Source organism: Pantoea sp. (genome assembly GCF_032114055.1).
Taxonomy (GTDB): Bacteria; Pseudomonadota; Gammaproteobacteria; order Enterobacterales; family Enterobacteriaceae; genus Pantoea.
This window is the reverse complement of sequence record NZ_DAMCTB010000003.1, coordinates 174,954-197,995: the sequence shown is the minus strand read 5'-3', so window position 1 is coordinate 197,995 and position 23,042 is coordinate 174,954. Positions and strand designations below refer to the sequence as shown.

The following is a 23,042-nucleotide window of genomic DNA, read 5'->3' as shown; positions in this document are numbered from 1 at the left end:
GTTTTTTAAGCGCAGATCTTTTCCTTGAGTCCGGTCAGTGTATTCATCAAAAACCGATATTCAACCGAAACATTAACATCTGATTCTGTGAACGCGCGGCATCCAGACCCAGCGTGGCCTGATAAGCGAGGCCTGGCGTAATGTTGTGAGGTAACAGAAAATCAATCGCAGTTCCTATCGTCATATTCTGACGGCTTTGCTCCGTCAGCGGCACCCGCCAGGTATCATCGCCCGTGTCGGCATAGCCAACCCGCGCCTCGCCCGTGTGGCTCAGCGTCTGCGCATATTCCAGCCGACCCTGCAGGCGTAGAGTGCCCCATCGGGCCGGCACCGCGCGCTCTCCTCGCAGCCCGCCGCCGGTCATAACCTGTGAAAAAGTATGTGGGGCATAGGCCAGACTGAAAGCACCTGCACGGTTTTCGCTATAGCCATCCAGTCTGGTCTGGTAATACTGCAGACGGGCGTAGGGCGAAATCAGCGTATCCGCTGAGCGAAATTCATAACCGGATGTCAGCGAACTGAATATCTGGCGCCCTGAGCGGCTGCCTCGCGCTTCCCCTCTGGTTTCTTTAATGTAACGCCAGCTATCAAAATGCATTTGCCCCTGTCCAAGTAGTCCATCAACAAAAAATGCGCCCGGATGATAGCTGCCATAAAGCGCCGTGCTGAATGCGCTCCCTCTGCTCCGTGAACTGTTGTCTCCGATGTCACTGACATCGCGTCCGAAGCCTAAGCTCATGCCTGCGGTTACCGCTGGGGATAGACGGTAATCGGCCCCGGTGGTAATGCCTGCCGTGGTATGGCTGAAGCGCACGCCATTATCCTTATCGCTGCCAAAGTCTATATAGCCTCCGGTCCAGAAAGAGAACCGATCAGGCTGTTGCGAGGGTGCGAAAGACTGCGAAGGAGACGGTGCCGCACGGTTTTCTGCCAGTGGCCGCTGATGTTGCCAGGCGGAGGCCCACATTTTCTGGTCTGCATCCTGCTCAGGCCGCGAGGAGGGCATAGTAAAGCGAATCCCCTGCATGTCAGACGGTAAATTGGCGCCACTGTGTAACTGCTCCAGCCGGTCACCGAGGTTCTGCAATTGCGCCCGGGCAAAATTTTGTGCAGCACGATACTGGGCACTGAGCATGCCAATCACGTCGGCATCCCGTGCCGGATTAGGGCGTTCCGTAATCGTCAGCATGATTCTGGCAGGCTGAGTCGTGCCGGACGGTCCGCTGAGCGCGTATCTGAGAACGACGCTCCCGCTGGCCTGAGCCGCGGAGGTGAACAGCAACTCGTAGTCCTCACCGGAAGTACGCACCGATGCGGTGCCGACGTTGCGATCCGGCTGGTCTAGAAGCTGCGCGCCCGTGAAGGGACCGCCGGTCGCGCCGCTGGTGAGAGAGATCGTGACCGACTGACCCGCGTTGAGCGTGGCGCTGTGATCCGTCGCCACTGCTGATGCAGCACCGATCTCAAGGGTATAGGCCCTCTGCCCGGTTTTTCCGGTCGCATCGGTAACCTGGACAGTGAAGGCGCTACTTCCGCTCTGCTGAGGCGTACCGCTAAGCTGGTTATCTGTGAAAGTCAGTCCGGCAGGCAGCGATCCATTGAGCTGCCACTGATAAGGCGCCACGCCCCCGTTAATGCTGAAAGTCTGCGCATACATTTTTCCGGCGACGCCCTGAGGCAGCGCCCCTGATGCGGGCTGCACCACCAGGGGCGACTGCAGCGCGCCATTCACAGTAAGCGTATAGCTTGCGGTACCGCTGGCCCCGGCACTGTCCAGAGCTGAAATCTGGAAAGTATAGGTTCCTGCTGCGGCAGGCGAACCTGTCAGAACGCCTGTCGATCTATCAAGTGTTATCCCGGCAGGCAGGCTGGTGGCACTGAAGGAGTAGGGCGCAGTGCCGCCACTGACGCTGATAGTCTGGCTCCACGCTTTTTCTGCAGTGGCGGCTGGCAGCGCACCACTGGCCGGTGTCAGGGCCAGAAGCACTGGCGAAACTGTGAGCGAGATACGCGCCTGGGCCGAGGAGCCACTGCTGTTTGCAGCCGTGTAGGTAACGCTGTCGCTACCGACATAACCGGGTACGGGCGTGTAGATAATAGCCGTACCGCTGACGACCGCACTGCCGTGAGTCGGCATCTCCATAATACTGACGGATGTTACGGTGCCGGCGATGCTGAGAGTAACAGGATTATCACTACTGTTTGCCGCGACAGTTGCTGCACTGTCACTGACTACCGGTGGTGCAGCATTGACGATCAGTGAGTAATCCGAACTGCCCGTGGCCCCCAGTGCATCTTTGACAGCAACCCGAAAGTTGTAATGGCCTGCAACGGAAGGCGTCCCGGATATGGTTCCGGAAGCAGGATTCAGGGTAAGGCCTGCCGGAAGCGCCGTGCTGCTCCAGGTATAAGGTGCGGTACCGCCCGAAGCGGTCATCGTCTGCGACCATGCGCTTCCTGCCATCGCAGACGGGAGTGCTCCTCCGGTAGGTGAAACCGTGAGCACCGGGGCGGTAACCGTCAGCAGGACTGTGGCATCAGAGGATGTTCCGCCACTGTTAGAGGCGCGCCAGACAAACCTGTCGCTGCCGGAAAAACCGGCTGCAGGTGTATAGGTGATCGCCGTCGCCGAGACGGTGGCCGTACCCTGTGAAGGCGGCGTGACGATCGTAACAGCAGTCGGAGTGCCGCCCGTTATTGTCAGCGGTATCAGATTATTTACACTGCCTGCCGCGACTGTGCTGCTGCTGTTTGCCGATGCAGGTGGTGTCTCTGAGCGGTTTACCGTGATGCTGTACGCACGGGTCGTTCCATCCTGTGCGGTGACCATAACTGAAATAGCATTGCTACCTGTTGTCAGGCTGATAGCGGGCGAAGCAGAACCTGAGGCGACGATCTGACCGTTGACGCTGACAGTGGCATGACCTTCGCTAACTACAGGCGTGACTGTAATGGATGTCACGCTGTCTGCAACCCGCGCACTGTAGTTGCTGGTCATCGGGCTGAACGATGGCGACAGTGAGCCTGCTGAAAGCGACAGCCCTGCCAGGGTCGCATCGTGAGAGGCGGTAATGGCGCTGGTGCAGTTAAACACCAGATTGCTTATCTGGCCATGCGACGTGGTGGCACGAACCGCAAGACCATTCGCTTCCAGGCTGCCAGCAGGGACAGTAATCGACACACTGTGCGGAGTAGTACTTGTGGAGTTGGTCGCATTGTACGTCTGCCCGTTGCTGAAATCATAGCGGGCCAGGCTCACGCTATCAGTATTCATAGGCGGAGCGCCCGCACCCGAGCCGCTGTCGGTGAAGCTCAGCGTCAGCGCATCACCCGGCGCGAAGTCGGCTGCCGGGTATCTGTTGCCGGTGTAAGTCAGCGAAGAGGAGCCGGACAAGCTGTTAACGACGGCACAACCCTGTGAAAGGGCCAATGCCCGATCTGCTGAACATAACAACAGCATTGCGCAGAACAGGTTTGTACATAAACGTCTGAAAGAGAAACTCCGCTCCATATATCACCCAAAAGTCAGAAAGTGTCATCAGAAAAGTCATCAAAGAATCAGGATGAAATAATTATTCGGTCGGCGTGTCTGACAGCCATTGCATGCTGTTCCGATGCGGGCTACTACCTCCTGTTCATGGCTTTATCATCGGCAGGAGAAGACAAAACTGAAGTCGTTTATCTGTCTGGCCGGCTGTCTGTCTGCCACTGCCGATCCCCGATAGTTTCGCTGAGACTTCCCCGCTGCTGTGCATCCGGGATATAAGGGTGCGCCTGATCGGTTACCGCCTCGCCTTTGCCACAGGCCAGGGTATTACTCTGCGGAACATGTTCAGGCATCCACAGGCAAGGGAAAACGACGGCGATCCCGGGCCGGTTTTCAGGCACGGACCCTGAACAGAGGAACCGATCACATCCTGCCTCTTGTGCTTTGCCCGCCAATCAGGAATGCTCAGTCAGGCCTGAACCCACCATCCCGGGTGAAAACATAAGGATAAAATTCATGGACATCGCTATCCGGACTCCTCTGCTTCATTCACTGCCGCTAAGCCAGCACTGCGGCGCTCACGTCTGGCTCAAGATGGAGTCGTCGCAGCCGACTGGCTCGTTTAAGCTCAGAAGCGCAGGGCATATTTGCCGCCACTACGCAGAAAAGGGCGCGAAAGGTTTTATCAGCTCCTCCGGCGGTAACGCAGGTATCGCGGTGGCGCACAGTGGCCGCAGGCTGGGATTACCCGTCACTGTGGTGGTGCCGGAAACCACTTCCGCCAGAGCCAGAGAGCTGATTGAACAGGAAGGCGCCAGGCTAATCGTTCATGGAAAGGTCTGGAGTGAAGCTAACGATTACGCGCTGTCGCTGGCGACGGCGGAGCAAATCTATGTGCATCCTTTCGACCATCCCCTGTTATGGGAAGGGATCAGCACACTGGTGGATGAGGTCATCAGCGAAGGTGTCAGACCGGATGCGGTGATGCTTTCCGTGGGCGGTGGCAGCATGCTATCCGGCATCGCGCAGGGGCTGGAAAAGCATCAGCTGAGTCATATCCCGATTTATGCGGTGGAAACCGAGGGCACGGCCTCGCTGAACGCGTCACTGAAAGCGGGTCAGCTTGTCCGGCTGGATAAGGTCAGCGGGATTGCCACCACCCTGGCCGCCAGTCAGGTGTGTGAAAACGTGTTTAATGTGGCTACCCGGCTGGATGTCAGAAGCAGCGTGGTTTCAGACGAGGAGGCGCTGAGAGCCTGTCGGCGCTTACTCGACGACCACCGTGTGCTGACAGAGCCTGCCTGCGGCGTGACGCTGTCACTGCTGTACGACCGAAAAGTCACGTTTAAGCCTGACGAGAATGTGCTGGTCATTGTGTGCGGCGGGGCCTCGGTGACGCTGGCAGGCCTCACCGGCTGAACCGAAAACGCCCGCGCACGGGCAGAGGGTGCAGGCTGAACAGCGGATGATCTGCTCAGGCAGCAGACTGTTCTTCTGACATGCCGCTGGCCGTAATGCCGCGAAAAGAAATCTGATTTATCGATTCCACTTTCCACGTCAGGGCATTGCCGGAACCGCTGGCGGTTTCTACAGGCGAACCGATTGGGAGAATCGTAATCAGGATGAGCTAATCGTCTCTGGAAAATCACCGCCGGGACGACGGATGTGGGCGGACTTCAGAAAGCATGCAGCTTTGAACCGTGCAGCATATTACCGGTAAATCTGATCTCAGACGATCAAACTCAGGAGAAACATGCCCCCCGCGCCAGTGGGGAGCGAAGTTCATTCAGGGGCTGCATGTTGCAGAATCATGCCCGCATTAGCGACAAAAGGCCGCAACGTTGCGACCTCTTCTGCTGACCGGGTTAAAGCCTTACCTGCCATCAGCCCACTTCGTAATCTGATTATCGATTTTGCCATCAATATAGTCGATGAAATGGACGGAACCCGCTTTAACCAACATTGCCAGGCAGGCAGCAAACACCAGGACCAGTAAGACTCTGCTAATACTCATAACCTTTCCTTGTATGAACACTGTTCCTCTTATATACCTGCTTCCTGCCGATTCAGATAGTAATCTTTTAACCCGCCTTTAAAGGTGCAGACATCATGTTACCGCCTGGCGAATTTCTCGCTAACCTGCAAAATGCCCAAACAGCGCGCCTGTGAAGCCCGACAGGGCCATGGCCAGACTGCTCCAGAAGCTGACGCGGATAACGCTGCGTAAGACCGGCGCGCCACCGGCCCGGGCCGCGACGGCACCCAGAATGATCAGGGCAAGCAGGGCTGCAATGACGATTCCGGCGATGCCCTGATGCAGCAGCGCCGCTGCAAACGGAATCACTGCGCCAAGGGTAAAACTCCCCGCAGAAAAAAGCGCCGCCTGAAGAGGCCGCGCCGTTGAGGTATCGGAGATGCCGAGTTCATCACGGGTATGAGCATCCAGCGCATCATGTTTCATCAGTGCGGTAGCCACCTCATGAGCCAGTTCCCGACTCAGACCGCGATGGACGTAAATCGAGGCCAGCTCATGCGTTTCAGCCTGAAAGTTCTCTTCCAGCTCGGCCTGCTCTTCAGCGATGGCAGCACGCTCCGTATCTGCCTGCGATGAGACGGAAACATACTCTCCGGTCGCCATCGACATGGCCCCGGCGACGACACCGGCCACCCCGGCCAGTAAAAGACTGTGCGATGAGCTATTAGCGGCGGCCACACCTGTGAGCAGGCTGGCAGTGGAAACAATGCCATCATTGGCACCCAGCACGGCTGCCCGCAGCCAGCCAGAGCGCGAAATCTTGTGCGATTCTCCGTGTATCAAAGCCTGTTCCTTTTAGATCGGATCTGGAGTGCCGCATGGCTGGCACTGTACGAACCTCACCCTGGCCGCTGTTCCGGGAACGGGAACGTCAGGATCAGGCTCGTTACTATAGCCCACAGAGTGGCATTGTCAGCGGTTAATCCAGTTTTTTCAGATCACGCTCGATGTCGGCATGACGGCCGCTGTCAGCAATGTCCCGTCCGGGGCGTGGGGCGGCGTTGAGCGCTTTAGTCAGATAGCGTCTGGCAGTCTCTTTGTTCCCCTGTTCGAGCTGGAAGTCGCCATAGAAATAGTTGGGATCGATACCGTCAGGATTGATCGCCAGGGCTTTCTGTAGCATCGCCTCGGCTTTTTTATCATCGCCGAAACCTACCGGCCAGCCCGGCACCTGATAATAAAGCGCGCCAAGACTGGTATAGGCTGAACCCTGCAATGCCTGCGGATTAATCGCCAGAGCTTTTTCCAGATCGGCCTTTGCCTGTCTGACCAGGCTCAGCGCGCCCAGGCCGCCTTTCGCACCCGCCCAGCTACTGTCAATGATTGCGCGCCAGATCAGCAGTTCAGGATCGCTGTCACGTCCCCGAACACGATGGGCCTGCTGGCTGAGATCGCTCAGACAGCTCTGTTTCTGGTTTTCCAGTGTCCGGTACTGGCACACTGACCACGCCTTCTGCAGGGAAGAGAGCGACGTTTCCGCCGACGCGAGGCCGGGCAGGGCTGTCAGCGACAGCGTTAACAGTGCGAAAAGAGGTTTCATTTATTTTATCTCCGCTGAAGCGTCCGACTGTAAAAAGCGATTAATAACCGGCAGTTTTTTAAGCAGCGCCCGGTCAACCAGTGCGGGAAAAAGCGCATTCACGCGCACAAAGATGCCCTCCATCACGCCAATCCGGGCGCGGCGACGCCCCTGGATCAGCATGTCCATGATAAACCGGGCGACCTCTTCCGGCGTGTCACTGTGGTTACCCAGCGCCGCATTCATGGCGTTAACTGCTGCCGAATTGAGCCCGGTCCGGGTGGCGCGGGGCGCGGCGTACAACACCTTCACGCCGGTTGCGGCAAGCTCGCGGCCGAGTGCTTCCGAAAAGCGATGCAGCGCCGCTTTGGAAGCACAATAGATGCTGTAGCCCGGGTGACCCAGTTCGCCCAGAATCGACCCCACATTCACAATGGTGCCGCCGGCACTGAACTGATGAATCAGCGCACGCGTGAGGATCAGGGGGATCTCCACATTCACACGCAGCTGCTCACGAATATCCGCAAAACTCTGCTGCTCAAGCTGTGCAAAACGACTGGTGCCGGCATTATTAATCAGCACGTCAAGCTGCCGCCCGCCCTCAAAACAGCTGCTGAGGGAGAGAATTTCGTCGTCACTGTAGTCAAACAGGGCAAACACGGTATGGCGATCGGGATCCTGCATCCGGTGACGCAGGTTCTCCAGTTCGCTGTGGTTGCGGCCCACCAGCCAGACACAGGCCCCCGCCGCGGCCAGGCGAAGAGCCAGCGCCTGACCAATCCCGCCATTGGCGCCGGTCAGCACCACGTTTTTATTGCGCAGTTCCATCGGGTACCTCAGCAAGCGCACGGAGCATGTCGCCGTAAAGCGCATAGACGACGTTGGCGGTGTGAACGATATCCTGCTGATCGTGCGCATCGGTCACTTTGTCCATCAGGCTGGCAAAGAACTTCAGATGCTCCAGATCCAGCGCACCGTGCGACCGCAGATAGGTTGTCGCCTCTTCCGGCAATTTCAGCGCGTGCTGCAGCGACTCCGCTATCGGCGTGGCGATGTTGACGCTGGTGCCTTCCAGCACATGCACCATCCCGAATATGCACAGCGGATTGACGTGCTCAATACGGTAGTAGAGATAGGCAAGCATCAGCTCAATGGCCCGTCCGGGCGCGCCGTTGCGCACCGCGTCCGCATCGCCTCCGCAGGCGCGGATGTCATTCAGGATCCATTCGTGATGGCCATATTCCTCTTCGATATACTCAGCCAGCGCCGCCCGCAGCCACTCTTTCCCGGCGGGCAGACGGCTGCCTGCGCTCATCAGCAGGGGAACGGTATGGCTGACGTGGTAAAAGGCCTGGCTGAGAAAGGCGATATACATGTCACGCGTCACGTTACCCCGGGTGCTCTGTTCGATCATAACGCTGCTTAACATCGCGTTGCGAGCCTGTTCTGTTTGATCCTGTAATTGCTGATAAAAGGCCATTCAGATGTACTCCTCACAGTTCTGTATTTGATGCTTCATCAATGTCCAGATCGCATCGCGACGTGGGCGTCCGTTGGCGGTCATCAGTTCAGGTGATGAGATGACCGGAGTAAAAATCAGGTGGTGCGGGCGCGCGTAGTCCGGTAAGGCGGCAGACAATGCCGTCAGCTGTTCACGGGCGGCGGACTCCATGCCCTCCATCGCATGAATGAGGGCCACGTTGCGCTTCAGCCCTTCGCCAAACAGGACGATTCGTCGGACGGCGCCGCAGCTCATGGCCTCCGCCTCAATCCATTCGGGTGAGAAGTTGCGGCCAAAGGCGGTGATCTGCACATTGCGCGCGCGGCCGTTAATGTGAATAAAGCCCGAGGGATCGCGCTCAGCCAGATCGCCGGTGTTAACCTGCGCGCCAAACGGCGCCTCGCCCAGATAGCCCGCGGCGTTACCGGGGCTTGCCACCAGCAGCGTTCCACTGGCGTCGAAGCTGACATCAACACCGGGCAGGGGCCGGCCGGTGCTGCCCGCCTGTGCGTTGTCAGGCAGATTCAGTGTCACAACCGAACCACACTCGGAAAGGCCATAACCTTCATAGACCGGCAGGCCTGCTTCTCTGGCAGCGTGCAGAAGAGCGACGGATACCTTGCCGCCACCCGCCGCCACGAACTTCAGCGAGGCAGTGACAGCGGGCATGCGGCTGTGCAGGAAGCTCAGTACGCGCAGCAGTTCAGGCACCAGCACCAGGCTCTGCGGTTGCCAGCGCAGCAGCGCCCCGGCGAATACCTCATGGCTGAACTGACTCGAACCGGTAAAGCCGACCTCGGCGGCGGCGGGGATCACCGTGGTGACGCCCAGCAGCAGCGGCACATAGCCGCCACAGATATTCTCCAGCAGCGTGCTCAGTGGCAAAACCACCAGGTGACGCGCCAGCGCCAGCGGTTCCATCGCCGTTGCCAGCGCAGAGGCGGTCCACTCGATCCCACGCTGTCGCAGACAGACGCCTTTTGGCTGGCCGGTGGTGCCGGAGGTGTAGGTGATTTTGACCGTGTCCCGATGCAGCGCAGGCCGATCCGCGCAGAACAGGCGGTGCAGCTGGCCAGCGGAAACGGGGACGGAATCACCTTCAGCCGGTGACGGCTCACTCAGAATGGCATCGAGGCCTGCTGAGCGGATGACCCACGACCGCTGCTGCGGCGAAAAGAATGCCGGAATCGGCACGCAGACAATGCCCGCCTCCAAGCAGGCGAGATCGGCGATGATCCAGCGCGGTCCGTTTTCCAGCGCCAGACCGAGCCGCTGAACACCCGCCTGCTGCAGCTCTGCAGCCAGGGCAGAAACAGCCTGTTCATATTCGCGCCACGTCCAGCTTCGCGCGGTGCTGACCAGCGCCACGGCGTCGGGCTGGCTGTTAGCATGACGAATAAGAGTTTCAATGAGCATGACGAAGGTTCTCCTGCTGCACCTCCCAGGGGGCCTGGGGTAATTCACCAAAAAGATTGAGAAGCAGCGAACTGCCTGCCAGGGCTTGCTGTCCGCCCGCGAGATCGCCCGCCATGACCTGAGGCCGATGCTGGTAATAACGTCCCCATGCGGCTTCTCCGCCTGCCACTCTGGCGTGGTTGGCCATAGAAATGCCCACGGGCGACAGATGAAGTCTGGTGAAGATGTTGCGAATCTTCTGGGTGCCCGTGAACATGATGTACTGATAGCGATAGGTGTTGAGTAACAGGCAGACGGCGGCATACATGACGCGGGCAGCGGCCCCATCGACCGCTGCGAAGTTACCGGCCTCGACGATGCTGTTGCGGTGGACGTTGCCAAATCCATGTTCAGGCAGGCTCGCCTCCGCCGGTTTGTCCAGATACTGCTCAAGAAACATCGGCCCCTGAGACGCCGGCATCACGCCGCAGGCGGCCAGCAGATTATCGTCTCCGTCACAGAGCATCAGAATCCACGGCATCAGAACCGTCAGTCGGGCATCAAAATGGTGTGAATAGTGGTCGCGAATAAACTCGGTGGCGATATTGACCTGTGACGCACCTGCGACCCATTTCAGCGAACATTCCGGCGTGATTCTCATTGCGTCACCTTTAGTCTGCGGAGCGTAAATCAGCGCTCTGTTTTTTATTGCGCAGGAAAAGATGCGCAACGCCCATCAGCCCATGTGCATAAAAGTAAGTTTCAATGAAGGTGGTCAGGAACTTATGCCAGTGCAGAAACTGTCCCGAATAGAGAGAGTGAAGGCAGCAACCTTTCTGCGGCAAACCATGCGCGGCCTGACGCCGCAACCAGCAGCAGTGAGGCGACCCCGGCCCCTGCACCGTGGCGGCGATACTGCCGCGGGAGGATCCCGGTAAAGCGCACGGCATCAGCTGACGGATATCGGCCTTGAGCTGCCTGAAATCAAAAAAGACCCAGCTGAAGTGCCATCTGACGCCTCGCTGACCGATCATCCAGGTCAGCAGGATCAGACCAGGGACCAGCAGCAGTGCAGCAGAAAGGGCATCCCACCAGGTCATCAAAGCCGGCCAGCCCGATTCGCTCAGGGCGTTGGCGTCGATAAAATCTGAATTAATGATCTGCAGTGCGATCAGCAGCGCAATGGAAATAGAGTGGCCACGAAAAAAAGGAGCGTAATCATGCGGCAGAGATCTGAGTAACGTCTTAAGCATTTTTTTCACTCCAGGACAGTATGGAATGAATTATCACGACCTGATATTAGGTTTACCTTAAGTGAAAGAGCATTGGAAAATTTCTTTTCACTGTAAAAAGAGAAGATGCTCAACATCTTTAACTTATGAAATCAGCCTGCTGGCTGAGATACCACGCCGCATTTCAGCGTTCAGGCGATCGTCGCGACAGTCGTTACAGGGAGGCGTTTATTCTGCGGTGGAGGATTAATCTGGGTCGCGTCAATCAGGTAAAAGTATTTCGGTTGAGTTTCTGTTAATACGCCGCGTGATTAGCGGGCAGGGAAGAAGGTGATATTTTTCTGTTCTCAAACCTGAACGTTTGGTAAATGCAAATGGGTCAGAATGTTATTACACAGACCAGTATTCAGACGGAAATGAACCATCTGCATCGCTGTTCAGACCTGAGTGCGCTGACGTAAGCCGCTTTTAAAAGAGAACATATAACGTCCTGACTCATACCCGGGCGTTCGGGAGGCTTAATGGCTGCCTCTTTGCTTTTGTTCTCAGCCCTCCGCCGCTGACGAATTTGCTCTTTTGTCAGACAAAGGATGCTGAGCTTCACCGTCAGCGCTGATGCAACACAGATTTATAATATATTTACGTTAAATGACTTCTTTTTACAGGCTATCTGCCGATAACGGGATTAGTTGTCAGTGAATTACAGACAGTAATTTTTACTGAACGCATACTTTTCACATTGGGGTTATTCATGAGTCAGAATAAAAAAATGAAATTAAGCGTTATGCTCAACGCAGCCTTTCTGAGCGTTATCCTTATGGGGGTTTTTGTCACTGCTTTTGCCGGATTTAAACTCAACACAGCCAGCGATCAGCAGAAATTAACGCGTGCACGACTAAGCGATCTTCAGACACTGCAGACACTTAAAGACAACTTAACCGGGCAGGCAGCCCTGTTAATGTCTGTTTCCGCAGAAACGCAGCAGCAGGCTAAAACAGCTTTTTTTGATCTGCAGTCCGACAGTGACAAAACCATTGCGCATTTTCGTACGCTGATTAACGGGGCGAAAAACATTCCCGGGATAAACCTGGCAGAGGTCGATGAAGCCTCCGGCAATCTGAAGAAAATTGAAGAGGCAGCGGGTCCACTTAATCAGGCTGCGCAGGCGCTGTTTAGTGTGGATGCGGCCCTGTTTCCTGCCAGGGTTCGTGAGGGATTGATGCCGGTGTTGGCTCAGTACCGCAATGCCGTGAATGGGATGGTGGACTATCAGGCGAGGGTAACGGGCAAGACTGCGGAAACCTCCAGTGAGGCGTTATCGGGCGTTTACATGACCCTCGCGGCCCTGACGACGCTATTTGTGGTGATGGGCTTTGTCATGAGTGCCCTGATTACGCGCCGGATCAAATCCCAGCTTGGCGGTGAGCCTTCGCAAGCTCAGCACCTGGCTGCCGCCATTGCCGCTGGCGATCTGACGACGGCTGTCACACTGCGTAAAGGAGACAGTGCCAGCCTGATGGCTTCGCTGGATAGTATGCAGACCAATCTGCGTGACCTGGTTTCGCACATCAAAGACGCCTCCTCTTCTGTCGCGATGGCCGCAGATGAGATTTCTCAGGGCAATACTGAACTCTCCTCACGGACCGAGCAGCAGGCGGCTGCGTTGCAGGAGACGGCGGCCAGTATTGAACAACTCACCGCAACGGTGAAAAGCAACACCGCAACGGCGCAGCAGACGGCAGAGTCGGCTCGCGAAACCGCTGCGCTGGCGCGCTCTGGTGAAAGCGATATGCATCGTATGTCAGACACGATGAACGCTATTTCGAACAGTGCGACCAAAGTCAGAGATATTACCTCGGTTATTGAGGGCATCGCTTTCCAGACCAACATTCTGGCGCTTAACGCGGCGGTGGAAGCCGCGCGCGCAGGCGAACAGGGGCGTGGATTTGCGGTGGTGGCGGGTGAAGTCCGGACGCTGGCGCAGCGAAGTGCGACGGCGGCCAGAGATATCAAAACGCTAATCGAGGAGGCGGTGGCGCAGGTTGAAAGTGGGGTAGACGTGGCTAACGGAACCGGTAAAAGCATCCTGCAGATTAACGCAATGGTCGGGAAACTGGCGGATGCGATGGACAATATTTCACTGGCTTCCGCTGAACAGATGCAGGGCATTTCCCAGGTCAGCATTGCGGTGAATCAGATGGATGGCGTCACGCAGAATAATGCTGCGCTGGTGGAGGAGTCCTCGACCGCCTCGCAGTCGCTCTCTGCCCAGTCCCACTCTTTACGCGAAACGGTCAACGCTTTCCGTATTTAAGCCCGCTGCGCCTGCTTCATCCTGAAAAAGGCGCATGCAGAAAAGTGCTGAAATCCTGGTGACAGGTGACGGAGAAATCTGAAGCGGGTTAAATTTGCTCCCGGAAGCGGGGCTTCACGTCAGCATGACGCCTGCCCTGACCTATCCCGAAACCGCCCCGTTATCAGGATTACCCAACAGATGCTCAGACAGTTTATCGCGAGCGTCAGAACGCGGGCGCGAAACAGCAACCGGGATGCGCATGCGGTCTGGCTTCCCGCTCGCGATCTCCGCACCGCCTGGTTTGTAAAAGGGCTGGCGATGCTGGTTGCAGCCTGTACTGTCTCACCTGTTGATCTGATCCCCGACATTATCCCGGTCATCGGCCTGCCTGATAATCTGGTCTTTGCGCCATCGGGGATCATGCTGGTGGTACGTTTTCTTCCGGAAGCGGTGATGCGTTAACATCGGGAAACGACCGCGCAGGTTACCAGACGACCGGTCAGTCGCATGACGGCTGGCCTTTTTATACTGATGTGGGTGATTTGCGCCACGCTGCTGGTCAGAGCCTCCCTGTCGTTTCATCCGGGCGCAGCCTCTACCTGATAAGCCGCGTCGGAATCGCCTTATAGCCCGACCAGTGTGATCTGCTTCTTCAGGGTCAGCGCCTTATAGAGCGCCTTTGCCAGGCAGCCCTGTTTCACATTAGTGTGCGTGCCGTCTGAATCGGTCCAGAACGATTTGATCCGCAGAATCGTATTGATACTGGTGACGCGCTCCATCTCCAGTACCGCCAGCACCGGATGGCGCATTTCGCCTTGCTCATCTGTTGCATTTGCTTCGATGACAGCGGCACGCGTGGCCTGGCTATCATAGATCACCTGGCAACGTGCGCCGTTCAGCGTAAGATTCTCAATCACTTCATACAGGCACTCGACGGCTTCAGCACTGTAGGAAGCGGGGAGCGTTAACATTACAGATCCTTCTGATGTAAATAAGTGAACAGCCAGCATAGGCGAACAAGTTATTCAGGAGAAGTTGCTGTTTTTGAATATAAAAATTAGGTTTCAAAGGTTACGATAACGCAGGTTATCGTTGCTCTTATTATGCGTGGTACTGCCATTAAGCGAGGCGTGTAAGCGTAATCCTGGCAGGACGAGGATTTGACTTAAGTCTCAGCTTCTATTTACGCGCGAGAATCGCGCCAGTAAGAAATGGTCTTATCGCGACTTTACTCATCAGCTGCGTAAGCGTCAGGCCGGATATACGCTTAAGATCACACAAAGTTTAAGAATTATCGCTATTCCGCATCACCCTGTTTTCCCTGCGATGAAGCGTTTTCTGAACTCCGAAAGGTGTTTTCCACATAACGATCCGCTCAATCGCTTAACGCTTTAACCCTGAAAGGGCCGATTTCTGCCCGTGTCAGAACTCGCTTCAGCTCTCTCAGTGAAGGCAGGATAGTGAAAAAGGCTGACCGTCAGGATTTTCACATAACGGCATTCAATAGAAGCCAGTCACTGGCACAGGTAAGCACCTAATAAACTTCTAATAATTTACTGGTATAGTGACGTGAAAAAATAGTGGCGGGAGTTTATTAATGCTGAAGAAATATAAAGGTTCACAGATACTGTTTCACTGGCTGACGGTGCTGTTAATCATTGTGGCGTATGCCACAATTGAGCTGCGCTGGATGGCAGAGAAGGGCACATGGCAGCGAAATGCGGTGATGATTACGCACTTTTCGGCCGGATTCTGCGTCCTGATCCTGATGATCGCCCGCCTCTGGCTGCGCGCCAGCAGCAAGACGCCGCCGATCACGCCGCCCTTTGCGCGCTGGCAGACCGGCCTTTCCCATCTGGTGCATACTCTGATCTATGCGCTTTTTGTGGTCCTGCCCGTTCTGGGGCTGACCTCACGCTATCTGCGCGGCAAAGAGTGGGCGCTGTTTGGGATCAACATGCCGGTTGCGACAACGCCCGATCCAGCCACCGCCAGCATGCTGATTGACTGGCACGAAACCCTCGCGCCGATGGGCTACTGGCTGATTGGTCTGCATGCGCTGGCGGCGCTGTTCCATCACTATTTCCTTCGGGATGATACGCTGCGCAGAATGATGCCCTGATCGGTTAGCAGGAGGGCCGGGCCAGGTTCAGCGTGGCCCGGCTAATTCGCCTTACAGAGGGCAATCATGGTCTGGTTGATAGCGAAATATGCAATGACGGCCTTTATGGTCGTGCTGATCTCAGAGGTAGCAAAGCGCAGCGATCGGCTGGGCGGCCTGATTGCGGCCCTGCCGCTGGTTACGCTGCTGGTGCTGATCTGGATGAAGCTGGAGGGGCAGTCGGCGGAAAAAATCAGTGCGCATGCGTGGTATACCTTCTGGTATGTGGTGCCGACGTTGCCGATGTTCCTTCTGTTTCCCTTTATCTATCCCCGCTTCGGCTTCTGGCTGACGCTGCTGTTTTCCAGCATGGTTACGGTCATCCTGTTCGTGCTCTGGGCGCTGCTGCTGAAAAGGTTTGGCATCCTACTGATGTAATCCCAGGCGTCCATCGCGGTGAGATCTGCTCTGCCTGATTGGTTCTGATAACAGCAAGCCACAAGCCTGTGCAAGTTTAATCTGTCAGATGTGGTTAAGCCTGCGAACACGAGATACGTCTGTGTCATGATCGTCCCGCTGCAGGTCGTCATGCTGGCCTCCTGCGCCTCTGCAATGCGCGTATCCGGCATCGGGAGGGCCGTTTAACCGGGCGGTTATCCAGAATATTCGCGTCGAAAATCCTGTTGACCCCGTAAACAGAGTTCATCAGTTGGCGCTTCCCTGCATAGGCTGTGTTATCGATCGCTTTTTGCTTTTCCGCATTTCTGAATCGATCCCGCTTTTGTACTTCAGAAGTGTAACAATGCTGTCCCTGGCCATGATTTTTAGCTGAATTTAGCTAAAGTTGAGATCACGCTGATTAAACCACACTGGCTGACCCATGCCGACGACCATCACCTCAACACTCTATTCACGCTTACGGCTGCTGCTCTCATTTACCGCTGGCCTGGTTTGCTATTTTTTGCTCTCCGATCGGCTCGGAGAAATGCAGCGTCTGCTGATCGGCTGGAACGTCTGGGCCTGGCTCTATCTCTGCACGCTCTGGTTCCGCATGCTGCAGACGGATGCGACCGGTATACGACGCATTGCTCAGCAGCAGGACCAGAGTGCCGCGCTGGTTCTGGGTATTGTTATTGTGGCGTGTGTGGTCAGTATGGTGGCGATTCTGAGCGAGCTCCCGACGCTTAAAACGCTGAACGGTACGCCACGGCTGATGCATCTTTTGCTGACCGCGATGACACTTGTTGCCTCCTGGGCCATGCTGCCCACGGCGTTTGAGATGCACTATGCTCATCAGCACTATCTTTACCGGGACGGCGATACGGCTCCGCTGATGTTTCCTGAGAAAAAGGCGAATCCAGGCTACTGGGATTTTCTCTACTTTTCGTTCACCCTCGCGGTGGCGTCGCAGACGGCAGACGTCGCCACCGGCACGACGGCGATGCGCAGGCTGGTATTGCTGCAGTCTGTCATCTCATTTTTGTTTAATCTGGCTATTCTGGGGCTTTCGGTGAATGTGGGCGCCGGATTGCTGAATTAGCGGCCTTACAGGTGGAAAGCCCGCAGGCTGACAGCGACTTGCGCAGAGGCGTTTCAGGCCGTTCTGCCATGGTCTTCACACGCCTGACCCGTTTGGCCTGAAGCGGCCGGAATGACAATACCCGGTTCACTGGCTGGCAACCCTCTTTCTCTTTATTGCGCACCCATGTTTCCCAAGGTGATTATCACATTGTGTAATAAACTGTGATCAGCCTCTTTCACCCGTTAATCTCAGCATGTAAGTTTCAGGGGTCTTACGCCAGAAATTTTCCTAATCCCCAGAGGAGAAAAAGAGTGAAAGCAACGGCAATGATGACCACCAGTCTGTTAATGCTGATGAGCGGTGTTCACGCGGAAGGGCTGACCACGTCCGCACAGGACAATACGCTGACCGTGAGATTCGGCCAGCCGACTATTAAGCAGGTGCTGCACTACCGCAAAATGTACGATAAAAAGCCGTTCCCGGACGCTGAGATCTACTACTACGATAACGGTACGTACAAAATCATTTCACAGGGTGAGGATCACTACGGCGTCTACGTCATGCAGGGCCACTTTGATGATCAGACCTTTACCGTGCGTTTTATCTCTCTGCACTCGTCTGACTGGGGCAACAAAACCGCCTTTCATCAGTTAACCTTTGTTAAAGGTGACCAGCAGAACGTCTTCATTCAGAACGCGATTGTGGATACCGGCGAAGCTATTGCTCAGCAGAACGGCACCTACACGCAGGAGAAAAACAGCGTCAGTAATCCGGTCTCTACCCGCTGGAAAAACTGAGCATGACCGGGTGGCCGCCCTGAGCCATCCGGCTTACGTTTGTAGCAGCGGCCTGAATGAAGAAGATCGCAGCCCAATTTGATGAAGAGGATGATTTGCCCCGCCTGAATGCCTTATCTTATCCCCCCGATCGCTCATCGCGCCGCGTCTGTGCGCTGAGCCGATCAGATCGGTGAACAGCGGGTTCCGGTCCCTGAATTCACTACTGTTAATTAAAACCCTGAGGCGAAATATGGACAGAGGTTTGCCCCTGCTGGATGCGCAGGCGATCGCTTTTTCCGCTGGCGACCGCCCGCTTCTGCAACCGATCTCTTTGCAGCTATACCCGGGCGATCAGGTCTTGCTGACCGGCCCCTCCGGCAGCGGCAAAAGCACCCTGCTGAAAATTCTGGCTTCACTGGTGGCACCGACCTCCGGACAGATTTTTTTCAGCGGCAGTGATATCACCACGCTGGAGCCAGAGGTCTATCGCCAGCAGGTTTCTTACTGTTTCCAGACCCCGCAGCTTTTCGGTCAGACGGTGTATGACAATCTGGCACTACCCTGGCAGGTTCGCCATCAGAAGCCTCTGCGCGACACCCTGGTCCGCGCGCTGGAGAGCGTCAACCTCGCTGCTACAATGCTGGACAAGCCGGTTGATCAGCTTTCCGGCGGTGAAAAACAGCGCATTGGTCTGCTGCGCAATCTGCAGTTTATGCCGCAGGTGCTGCTGCTGGATGAAGTGACCAGCGCTCTGGATGAAGAGAACAGGCAGACCGTGCTTGCCCTGATTGACCGGGTTTCCACCGAGCATCAGATCGCCATTGTGCGTATCAGTCATGATGTACAGGACATTAAACAGGCGGCGCAGGTGCTCCGTGTGGCACCGCTGAACAAGGAGAATGCGCGTGAATCAGCATGATATCAGTGACACCTCGCTGCTGCTGTCACTGAGTCTGGTCATGATTGCCCTGCTGATCAGTCAGAAAGAAAAGCTCGGCATGAATACAGATATTATCTGGAGTGTCTGCCGGGCAGTCGTACAGCTGGTGATCGTCGGCTTTGTGCTGAAGTCGATTTTCGATGTAAACAATGACTGGCTGACCGTGCTGATGGTGCTGTTTATCTGCGTCAACGCCGCAATCAACGCCCGCAAACGGGGACGCAATATCGAGCACGCTTTTGGCATCGCGTTTACGGCGATTTTCAGCGGTACGTTCATCACGCTCGCAATTCTGGTGCTGAGCGGGGCGATAGCCTTCGTGCCGATGCAGGTCATTCCCATCTCCGGCATGATCGCGGGCAATGCAATGGTCGCTGTCGGGCTCTGCTTCACCAGTCTGCACCAGCGTTTCCGGGATAATCATCAGAAAATTATGGAGATGCTGAGCCTGGGCGCCCCGGTGAAGCTGGCCTCGAAGCGCATCATCGCGGACAGCATCCGCACCGCCATGATCCCGACCGTAGATGCGGCGAAGACCGTCGGGCTGGTCAGTCTGCCGGGGATGATGTCGGGCCTGATTTTTGCGGGTATCGATCCGCTTAAGGCTATCAAATATCAGATCATGGTGACCTTTATGCTGACAGGCACCGCCAGTCTCTCAACCATCATCGCGGTCTGGTTATCTTACCGGCGTTTTTACAATGACAGAGCGCAGCTGACAATCGACAACCCGTCGGACAGGTAAGGTTGCGTCAAGATTGCTTTCATCGCGCCCGGAACAGCCGGGCGCAGTGATAAAGCGCGTGTAAAGAGGCGGGCGTCACCCGCCGGGGTTTGAGAAAAGCAGAGCCTGGGCAGGTTTCTGTATTGCCGGTTGCGACAGTGAACCCGGCGGTTGTCACCGAGATCTTCAACCACGACTAAGGTGCTCTGCACGGGTTTGTCTCTTCCTGACAGTCTGTTACGCACCGCTTTTCATGATAAGGTTTAAACCTTCACAATGAAGGAGAGCAATATGATTGTCAGAACATGGCACGGATGCGTTCCGGTCAGACATGCTGCAGGTTTTGCAGAGCATCTGCAGAAGACCGGTGTTGAACATTCAGAAGGGACGCCCGGCAATCTGGGGGCCAGCGTACGCAGAGAGACCCAGGGGGAGTGGGAGCATTTCTTTCTCGCAACATGGTGGGAAAACATCGAGGCGGTGAAACGCTTCGCCAGGGAACACTATCATATTGCCGTCACCTGGCCCGATGATGAGCAGTTTGAGCTGCTATCTGATCCTTATTTTTTCCAGCATCAGGTGCAGAGTATGACGCCCTTATAAGTGACTGACCGGCAGACGCGGGCTGCTTCGCCTTCAGCGTGCTGACGTCTGAAACCCGTCTCTGCGTTCAGTTCAAAAGCCCTTATGCCACAGGCTTCCGGACGTGGACCGGGCACCCAAAGCATTTGATCAGCCCCTGTTCCGCGCCTTATTCAATGGATTGCCAGGCTGATGGGTGCGGTACGTTATCCTCCTCGTTCCGGAGGATATCATGACTAAAACCTGTGTCGTTTCGTTAATGCTGAGCCTCGTGCTTTGCTGGACCAGTGCGGCTGAAGCTAAGCGTCAGAAGCAGACAGATGATGAAATTCGTCAGCACATTATCGACGATTCCATCGCCGCGTATCCTGGCGTCTGCGCATGTCCGTTTAACGCGACGCGAAATGGCAGCCGCTGTGGAGGACGTAGCGCCTGGAGCAGGCAGGGCGGATACGCACCGGTTTGTTATAAAAAAGAAGTGTCAAAGGAAAGCGTGGATGAATGGCGCAGAAATAATGATGCCTGAACAGCGTCGTCCGGCGTGTCTGGCATGGGACATCAGGGTGACGATGTCACGGAAGTCTGGATCACCACACTCTGTCGTGAATGATTTTTGCTGATGAGTAGCGCAACAGCCGGGCGACACCGTGACTGACGGTGGACGGGTAAGGCGCTGATGACCCGGGCCGGGCCATCAGCATACAAATAACGGGGTCACAGGCTCTTTATTTCTGCGCCTGCTGAGCCTGCTGATTTTTTTCTGCCTCTTTCTGTTTTTTCTTCGCCATGTGATGCCCGACTGCGCAGCCTGCTGCGGCACCCGCCACACCATGATGGGCAACATGACCGGCCACGCCGCCCACGGCCGCGCCTTTCAGACAGCCTTCCGCGTTAGCCTGCATGTTTACTGACAAAAACAGGCCGGTCGCCATCACAATCACTGATAATTTTTTCATCACTGGATATCCTGGTCGTCATAGTTGCATGTTGAACTCAGCAGAGCATAGCCCGCCGCTGAGCGTCATGCTGACGGGGATACAGGAATCGCGACGTTAGTTACCTGCGGTTACGCTTTTCGGTGCTGGCGACAGACAAGCCTGCGAGTCAGTGCAGAAAGCAGACGATGATGACGCCGATGGTCGGATTCTTATTGGCTGGCCGCTACTGCGCCGGGTTTTGTCGCGGGCAGCCAGATTGAAAAGCGGGTGCCTTTTAGCGCATTACTGTGACAGGAGACGCTACCGCCCAGTGCCAGTACAATGGCTTTCACCACCGCCAGCCCTAAACCGGTGCCACCGCTCTGGCGCGACCGGGAATCATCAGTGCGTACAAACGCGTCCCAGACGGTAAGCGCAAATGCTGAATCGATGCCTGGACCTTCGTCATCAATGTGCACCACAACCCCGTTGGCATCCTGTTCACAGGCGATCATGACGATACCCGGAACAGCATAGCGGCGGGCATTCTCCAGCAGGGCAAGCAGCACCTGCCTGAAGCGTGAGGCATCACACTCAATCGTGGCCGGCGTGACTTTCAGCACTAAGGAGTGATGACTGGCTTTAAAATCTGCCCTGACCAGCTCAGCCAGCGACGCGATTTCATTCTGGATGTTCACCCGTTCATAGTGGATGTGCAGGTGGCCCGACTGCGCCAGACTCAGGGTTCTCAGATCTTCGATCAGGCGCGTCAGGCCCTCGGTCTGGTGAATCAGACTGACAAAGAGCTTTTGATCGGGGGCGAAGATACCGTCCGCTAAGCCCTGAAGCCGTCCGCGCAGTATCGTCACTGGCGTGCGTAATTCATGGGCAATGGCGGCATTCCAGGTCTGGCTGTTCTGCGACAGGTTCTCCAGCGCGGCCGCCATGCGGTTGAAATCTTTTACCAGCGCATTTATCTCGCCGATCTCAATCGCACCTTCGCTGGCGCGTGCACTCAGATCGCCTTCCGCCACCCGTTTCGCACTGTGCGTCAGGGATTCCAGTGGCACAACCATCTGGCGTGCAAAGCGGGCTGAGAAGAAAACGGAGACGGCGATGGTCAGCAGCGTGGAGACCAGCATCGTGAGCCAGTCGCTGGTGGTGCCAATATCCAGGTCGAGCGGCAACAGCTCGCCCGAAAACAGGCCGATAACGGTTGGGGCGAAAGAGTAGGTGGCAAAGGAGGTCACGAATGAATAGAGCGTGACCTTGATAATCAGCCAGTTCAGCTGCTGGCTGAGTCCCCGACGTTTCATTTACCTTCTCCGAGCCGATAGCCAAAACCACGCACATTCTGCAGCAGTCCGGATACCCCGGCGTCTTCAAGTTTTCTGCGTAACTTACTGATGTGGCTGTCTACCGTGCGCGGCAGGGTGTCACCTTCAGGAAAGCAGGCTTCCAGCAGTTCATCCCGGCTGAAAACCCGACCGGGCTCGCGAACAAAATGGGCGATAAGCCGGAATTCGGTTGTGGTCAGACGGGAAGCGATGTCGATACCCTCAGGTTTAGTCATGACGCTGTGCTGCTGCACGTTGACAGAGAGAGAACGGGTAGACAGGACATCGTCTGAACGGTTCGCCACCCGGGTGCGGCGCAGAACCGCCTGTACCCGCGCCACCACCTCGGCGGGGTTGAACGGCTTAACCACATAATCATCGGCGCCAATGCGCAGCGCAGAAAGTTTATCCACATCATCGTCGTTTGCCGTCAGCATAATGATCGGCGTGTCGCCGCGCCGGCGCATCTCCGCAAGCACCTGCCAGCCATCCATCACCGGCATACGGACATCCAGTATGATCAGCTGCGGCGTAGCGGTCGTGCAACAGGCCAGCGCCAGCGCGCCGTTTTCCGCATGGCTGACGGTATAGCCGCTATTTTGCAGATAAGCGGTCAGAATGGCGGCTATCTCCGGGTCATCTTCGACGATTAAAATATCGCTGTTATTCATAGTT

General features: G+C 56.1%; 25 protein-coding genes. 11 read left to right on the top strand and 14 right to left on the bottom strand.

Annotated features, from left to right (window positions below; genetic code table 11):
* Positions 1-46: 46 nt before the first annotated feature.
* Together RT657_RS07370 and RT657_RS07365 are read right to left on the bottom strand one after the other, a co-directional pair.
* Complete coding sequence (locus RT657_RS07370; protein ID WP_313653433.1) at positions 47-3,430, bottom strand: autotransporter domain-containing protein; 3,384 nt, start codon at positions 3,428-3,430, stop codon at positions 47-49.
* A 248-nt stretch (positions 3,431-3,678) separates the two neighbouring features.
* A complete protein-coding gene (locus tag RT657_RS07365; protein ID WP_313653432.1) occupies positions 3,679-3,840 on the bottom strand; it encodes a hypothetical protein in 162 nt (53 codons plus the stop codon).
* Between the two features lie 163 nt (positions 3,841-4,003).
* Here RT657_RS07365 and RT657_RS07360 point away from each other — a divergent pair, with 163 nt between their 5' ends.
* Positions 4,004-4,906: a pyridoxal-phosphate dependent enzyme gene (locus tag RT657_RS07360; RefSeq protein ID WP_313653430.1), complete on the top strand. Its 903-nt coding sequence runs from the start codon at positions 4,004-4,006 to the stop codon at positions 4,904-4,906.
* Positions 4,907-5,360: 454 nt separating this feature from the next.
* Here RT657_RS07360 and RT657_RS07355 read toward each other — a convergent pair whose 3' ends face one another.
* From RT657_RS07355 to RT657_RS07320, 8 genes are all read right to left on the bottom strand, one after another.
* Complete coding sequence (locus tag RT657_RS07355; protein WP_313653429.1) at positions 5,361-5,501, bottom strand: hypothetical protein; 141 nt, start codon at positions 5,499-5,501, stop codon at positions 5,361-5,363.
* A gap of 120 nt (positions 5,502-5,621) precedes the next feature.
* The gene (locus RT657_RS07350; protein ID WP_313653428.1) at positions 5,622-6,305 is read right to left on the bottom strand and encodes a VIT family protein; all 684 of its coding nucleotides are present in this window, start codon (positions 6,303-6,305) and stop codon (positions 5,622-5,624) included.
* A gap of 136 nt (positions 6,306-6,441) precedes the next feature.
* On the bottom strand, positions 6,442-7,062 hold the full coding sequence (locus RT657_RS07345; protein ID WP_313653427.1) for a tetratricopeptide repeat protein: 621 nt from the start codon (positions 7,060-7,062) through the stop codon (positions 6,442-6,444).
* A complete protein-coding gene (locus RT657_RS07340) occupies positions 7,063-7,869 on the bottom strand; it encodes an SDR family oxidoreductase (RefSeq protein WP_313653426.1) in 807 nt (268 codons plus the stop codon).
* A complete protein-coding gene (locus RT657_RS07335; RefSeq protein WP_313653425.1) occupies positions 7,853-8,470 on the bottom strand; it encodes an iron-containing redox enzyme family protein in 618 nt (205 codons plus the stop codon). Before RT657_RS07335 ends, RT657_RS07340 begins: the two co-directional genes overlap by 17 nt.
* A gap of 51 nt (positions 8,471-8,521) precedes the next feature.
* Positions 8,522-9,958, bottom strand: coding sequence for an AMP-binding protein (locus RT657_RS07330; protein ID WP_313653424.1), 1,437 nt, complete (start codon positions 9,956-9,958; stop codon positions 8,522-8,524).
* Entirely contained in the window at positions 9,948-10,598 is a 651-nt protein-coding gene (locus RT657_RS07325; protein WP_313653423.1) for a thermostable hemolysin, read from the bottom strand. The genes RT657_RS07330 and RT657_RS07325 overlap by 11 nt, the downstream gene beginning before the upstream one ends.
* Before the next feature lie 10 nt (positions 10,599-10,608).
* On the bottom strand, positions 10,609-11,190 hold the full coding sequence (locus tag RT657_RS07320; protein ID WP_313653422.1) for a cytochrome b/b6 domain-containing protein: 582 nt from the start codon (positions 11,188-11,190) through the stop codon (positions 10,609-10,611).
* Between the two features lie 730 nt (positions 11,191-11,920).
* Here RT657_RS07320 and RT657_RS07315 point away from each other — a divergent pair.
* Entirely contained in the window at positions 11,921-13,483 is a 1,563-nt protein-coding gene (locus tag RT657_RS07315) for a methyl-accepting chemotaxis protein (RefSeq protein ID WP_313653421.1), read from the top strand.
* 180 nt (positions 13,484-13,663) lie between these two features.
* Positions 13,664-13,927, top strand: coding sequence for a YkvA family protein (locus tag RT657_RS07310; protein WP_313653420.1), 264 nt, complete (start codon positions 13,664-13,666; stop codon positions 13,925-13,927).
* Positions 13,928-14,088: 161 nt separating this feature from the next.
* On the opposite strand, the gene RT657_RS07305 is transcribed toward RT657_RS07310, so the two are convergent.
* Complete coding sequence (locus RT657_RS07305; protein ID WP_313653419.1) at positions 14,089-14,436, bottom strand: hypothetical protein; 348 nt, start codon at positions 14,434-14,436, stop codon at positions 14,089-14,091.
* A 626-nt stretch (positions 14,437-15,062) separates the two neighbouring features.
* Here RT657_RS07305 and cybB point away from each other — a divergent pair.
* The 8 genes from cybB (at position 15,063) to RT657_RS07265 (ending at position 20,639) form a co-directional block, all read left to right on the top strand.
* A complete protein-coding gene (gene cybB, locus RT657_RS07300; protein WP_313653418.1) occupies positions 15,063-15,587 on the top strand; it encodes a cytochrome b561 in 525 nt (174 codons plus the stop codon).
* Between the two features lie 66 nt (positions 15,588-15,653).
* Positions 15,654-16,004 (top strand): DUF3147 family protein, encoded by a 351-nt coding sequence (locus RT657_RS07295; protein WP_313653417.1) that lies wholly within the window; start codon positions 15,654-15,656, stop codon positions 16,002-16,004.
* A gap of 442 nt (positions 16,005-16,446) precedes the next feature.
* Positions 16,447-17,106, top strand: coding sequence for a DUF1345 domain-containing protein (locus tag RT657_RS07290; protein WP_313653416.1), 660 nt, complete (start codon positions 16,447-16,449; stop codon positions 17,104-17,106).
* Positions 17,107-17,399: 293 nt separating this feature from the next.
* Entirely contained in the window at positions 17,400-17,885 is a 486-nt protein-coding gene (locus RT657_RS07285) for a hypothetical protein (protein ID WP_313653415.1), read from the top strand.
* A 232-nt stretch (positions 17,886-18,117) separates the two neighbouring features.
* The gene (fetA, locus tag RT657_RS07280) at positions 18,118-18,786 is read left to right on the top strand and encodes an iron efflux ABC transporter ATP-binding subunit FetA (RefSeq protein ID WP_313653414.1); all 669 of its coding nucleotides are present in this window, start codon (positions 18,118-18,120) and stop codon (positions 18,784-18,786) included.
* The gene (gene fetB, locus RT657_RS07275) at positions 18,773-19,552 is read left to right on the top strand and encodes an iron efflux ABC transporter permease subunit FetB (protein WP_313653413.1); all 780 of its coding nucleotides are present in this window, start codon (positions 18,773-18,775) and stop codon (positions 19,550-19,552) included. The genes fetA and fetB overlap by 14 nt, the downstream gene beginning before the upstream one ends.
* 270 nt (positions 19,553-19,822) lie before the next feature.
* A complete protein-coding gene (locus RT657_RS07270) occupies positions 19,823-20,134 on the top strand; it encodes a hypothetical protein (RefSeq protein ID WP_313653412.1) in 312 nt (103 codons plus the stop codon).
* 238 nt (positions 20,135-20,372) lie between these two features.
* Positions 20,373-20,639 carry a hypothetical protein gene (locus tag RT657_RS07265; protein ID WP_313653686.1) on the top strand — a complete coding sequence of 89 codons (267 nt, stop codon included), beginning with the start codon at positions 20,373-20,375 and terminating at the stop codon, positions 20,637-20,639.
* A 199-nt stretch (positions 20,640-20,838) separates the two neighbouring features.
* Here the strand turns inward: RT657_RS07265 and RT657_RS07260 are convergent, their stop codons facing one another.
* From RT657_RS07260 to RT657_RS07250, 3 genes are all read right to left on the bottom strand, one after another.
* Positions 20,839-21,069: a hypothetical protein gene (locus RT657_RS07260; RefSeq protein WP_111138365.1), complete on the bottom strand. Its 231-nt coding sequence runs from the start codon at positions 21,067-21,069 to the stop codon at positions 20,839-20,841.
* Between the two features lie 191 nt (positions 21,070-21,260).
* The gene (locus tag RT657_RS07255) at positions 21,261-22,346 is read right to left on the bottom strand and encodes an ATP-binding protein (RefSeq protein ID WP_313653411.1); all 1,086 of its coding nucleotides are present in this window, start codon (positions 22,344-22,346) and stop codon (positions 21,261-21,263) included.
* The gene (locus RT657_RS07250) at positions 22,343-23,038 is read right to left on the bottom strand and encodes a response regulator (RefSeq protein WP_313653410.1); all 696 of its coding nucleotides are present in this window, start codon (positions 23,036-23,038) and stop codon (positions 22,343-22,345) included. Before RT657_RS07250 ends, RT657_RS07255 begins: the two co-directional genes overlap by 4 nt.
* Positions 23,039-23,042: the final 4 nt, after the last annotated feature.

Excerpts from the sequence above, each read along its gene's own strand:
- RT657_RS07320 (WP_313653422.1), bottom strand. The coding sequence starts at position 11,190 with ATGCTTAAGACGTTACTCAGATCTCTGCCGCATGATTACGCTCCTTTT.
- RT657_RS07260 (WP_111138365.1), bottom strand. The coding sequence starts at position 21,069 with ATGAAAAAATTATCAGTGATTGTGATGGCGACCGGCCTGTTTTTGTCA.
- RT657_RS07310 (WP_313653420.1), top strand. The coding sequence starts at position 13,664 with ATGCTCAGACAGTTTATCGCGAGCGTCAGAACGCGGGCGCGAAACAGC.
- RT657_RS07305 (WP_313653419.1), bottom strand. The coding sequence starts at position 14,436 with ATGTTAACGCTCCCCGCTTCCTACAGTGCTGAAGCCGTCGAGTGCCTG.
- RT657_RS07250 (WP_313653410.1), bottom strand. The coding sequence starts at position 23,038 with ATGAATAACAGCGATATTTTAATCGTCGAAGATGACCCGGAGATAGCC.
- RT657_RS07255 (WP_313653411.1), bottom strand. The coding sequence starts at position 22,346 with ATGAAACGTCGGGGACTCAGCCAGCAGCTGAACTGGCTGATTATCAAG.
- RT657_RS07340 (WP_313653426.1), bottom strand. The coding sequence starts at position 7,869 with ATGGAACTGCGCAATAAAAACGTGGTGCTGACCGGCGCCAATGGCGGG.
- RT657_RS07355 (WP_313653429.1), bottom strand. The coding sequence starts at position 5,501 with ATGAGTATTAGCAGAGTCTTACTGGTCCTGGTGTTTGCTGCCTGCCTG.
- RT657_RS07295 (WP_313653417.1), top strand. The coding sequence starts at position 15,654 with ATGGTCTGGTTGATAGCGAAATATGCAATGACGGCCTTTATGGTCGTG.
- RT657_RS07330 (WP_313653424.1), bottom strand. The coding sequence starts at position 9,958 with ATGCTCATTGAAACTCTTATTCGTCATGCTAACAGCCAGCCCGACGCC.
- RT657_RS07345 (WP_313653427.1), bottom strand. The coding sequence starts at position 7,062 with ATGAAACCTCTTTTCGCACTGTTAACGCTGTCGCTGACAGCCCTGCCC.
- RT657_RS07265 (WP_313653686.1), top strand. The coding sequence starts at position 20,373 with ATGCTGAGCCTCGTGCTTTGCTGGACCAGTGCGGCTGAAGCTAAGCGT.
- RT657_RS07325 (WP_313653423.1), bottom strand. The coding sequence starts at position 10,598 with ATGAGAATCACGCCGGAATGTTCGCTGAAATGGGTCGCAGGTGCGTCA.
- RT657_RS07360 (WP_313653430.1), top strand. The coding sequence starts at position 4,004 with ATGGACATCGCTATCCGGACTCCTCTGCTTCATTCACTGCCGCTAAGC.
- RT657_RS07270 (WP_313653412.1), top strand. The coding sequence starts at position 19,823 with ATGATTGTCAGAACATGGCACGGATGCGTTCCGGTCAGACATGCTGCA.
- RT657_RS07290 (WP_313653416.1), top strand. The coding sequence starts at position 16,447 with ATGCCGACGACCATCACCTCAACACTCTATTCACGCTTACGGCTGCTG.
- RT657_RS07365 (WP_313653432.1), bottom strand. The coding sequence starts at position 3,840 with ATGCCTGAACATGTTCCGCAGAGTAATACCCTGGCCTGTGGCAAAGGC.
- fetA (WP_313653414.1), top strand. The coding sequence starts at position 18,118 with ATGGACAGAGGTTTGCCCCTGCTGGATGCGCAGGCGATCGCTTTTTCC.
- RT657_RS07315 (WP_313653421.1), top strand. The coding sequence starts at position 11,921 with ATGAGTCAGAATAAAAAAATGAAATTAAGCGTTATGCTCAACGCAGCC.
- cybB (WP_313653418.1), top strand. The coding sequence starts at position 15,063 with ATGCTGAAGAAATATAAAGGTTCACAGATACTGTTTCACTGGCTGACG.
- RT657_RS07335 (WP_313653425.1), bottom strand. The coding sequence starts at position 8,470 with ATGTTAAGCAGCGTTATGATCGAACAGAGCACCCGGGGTAACGTGACG.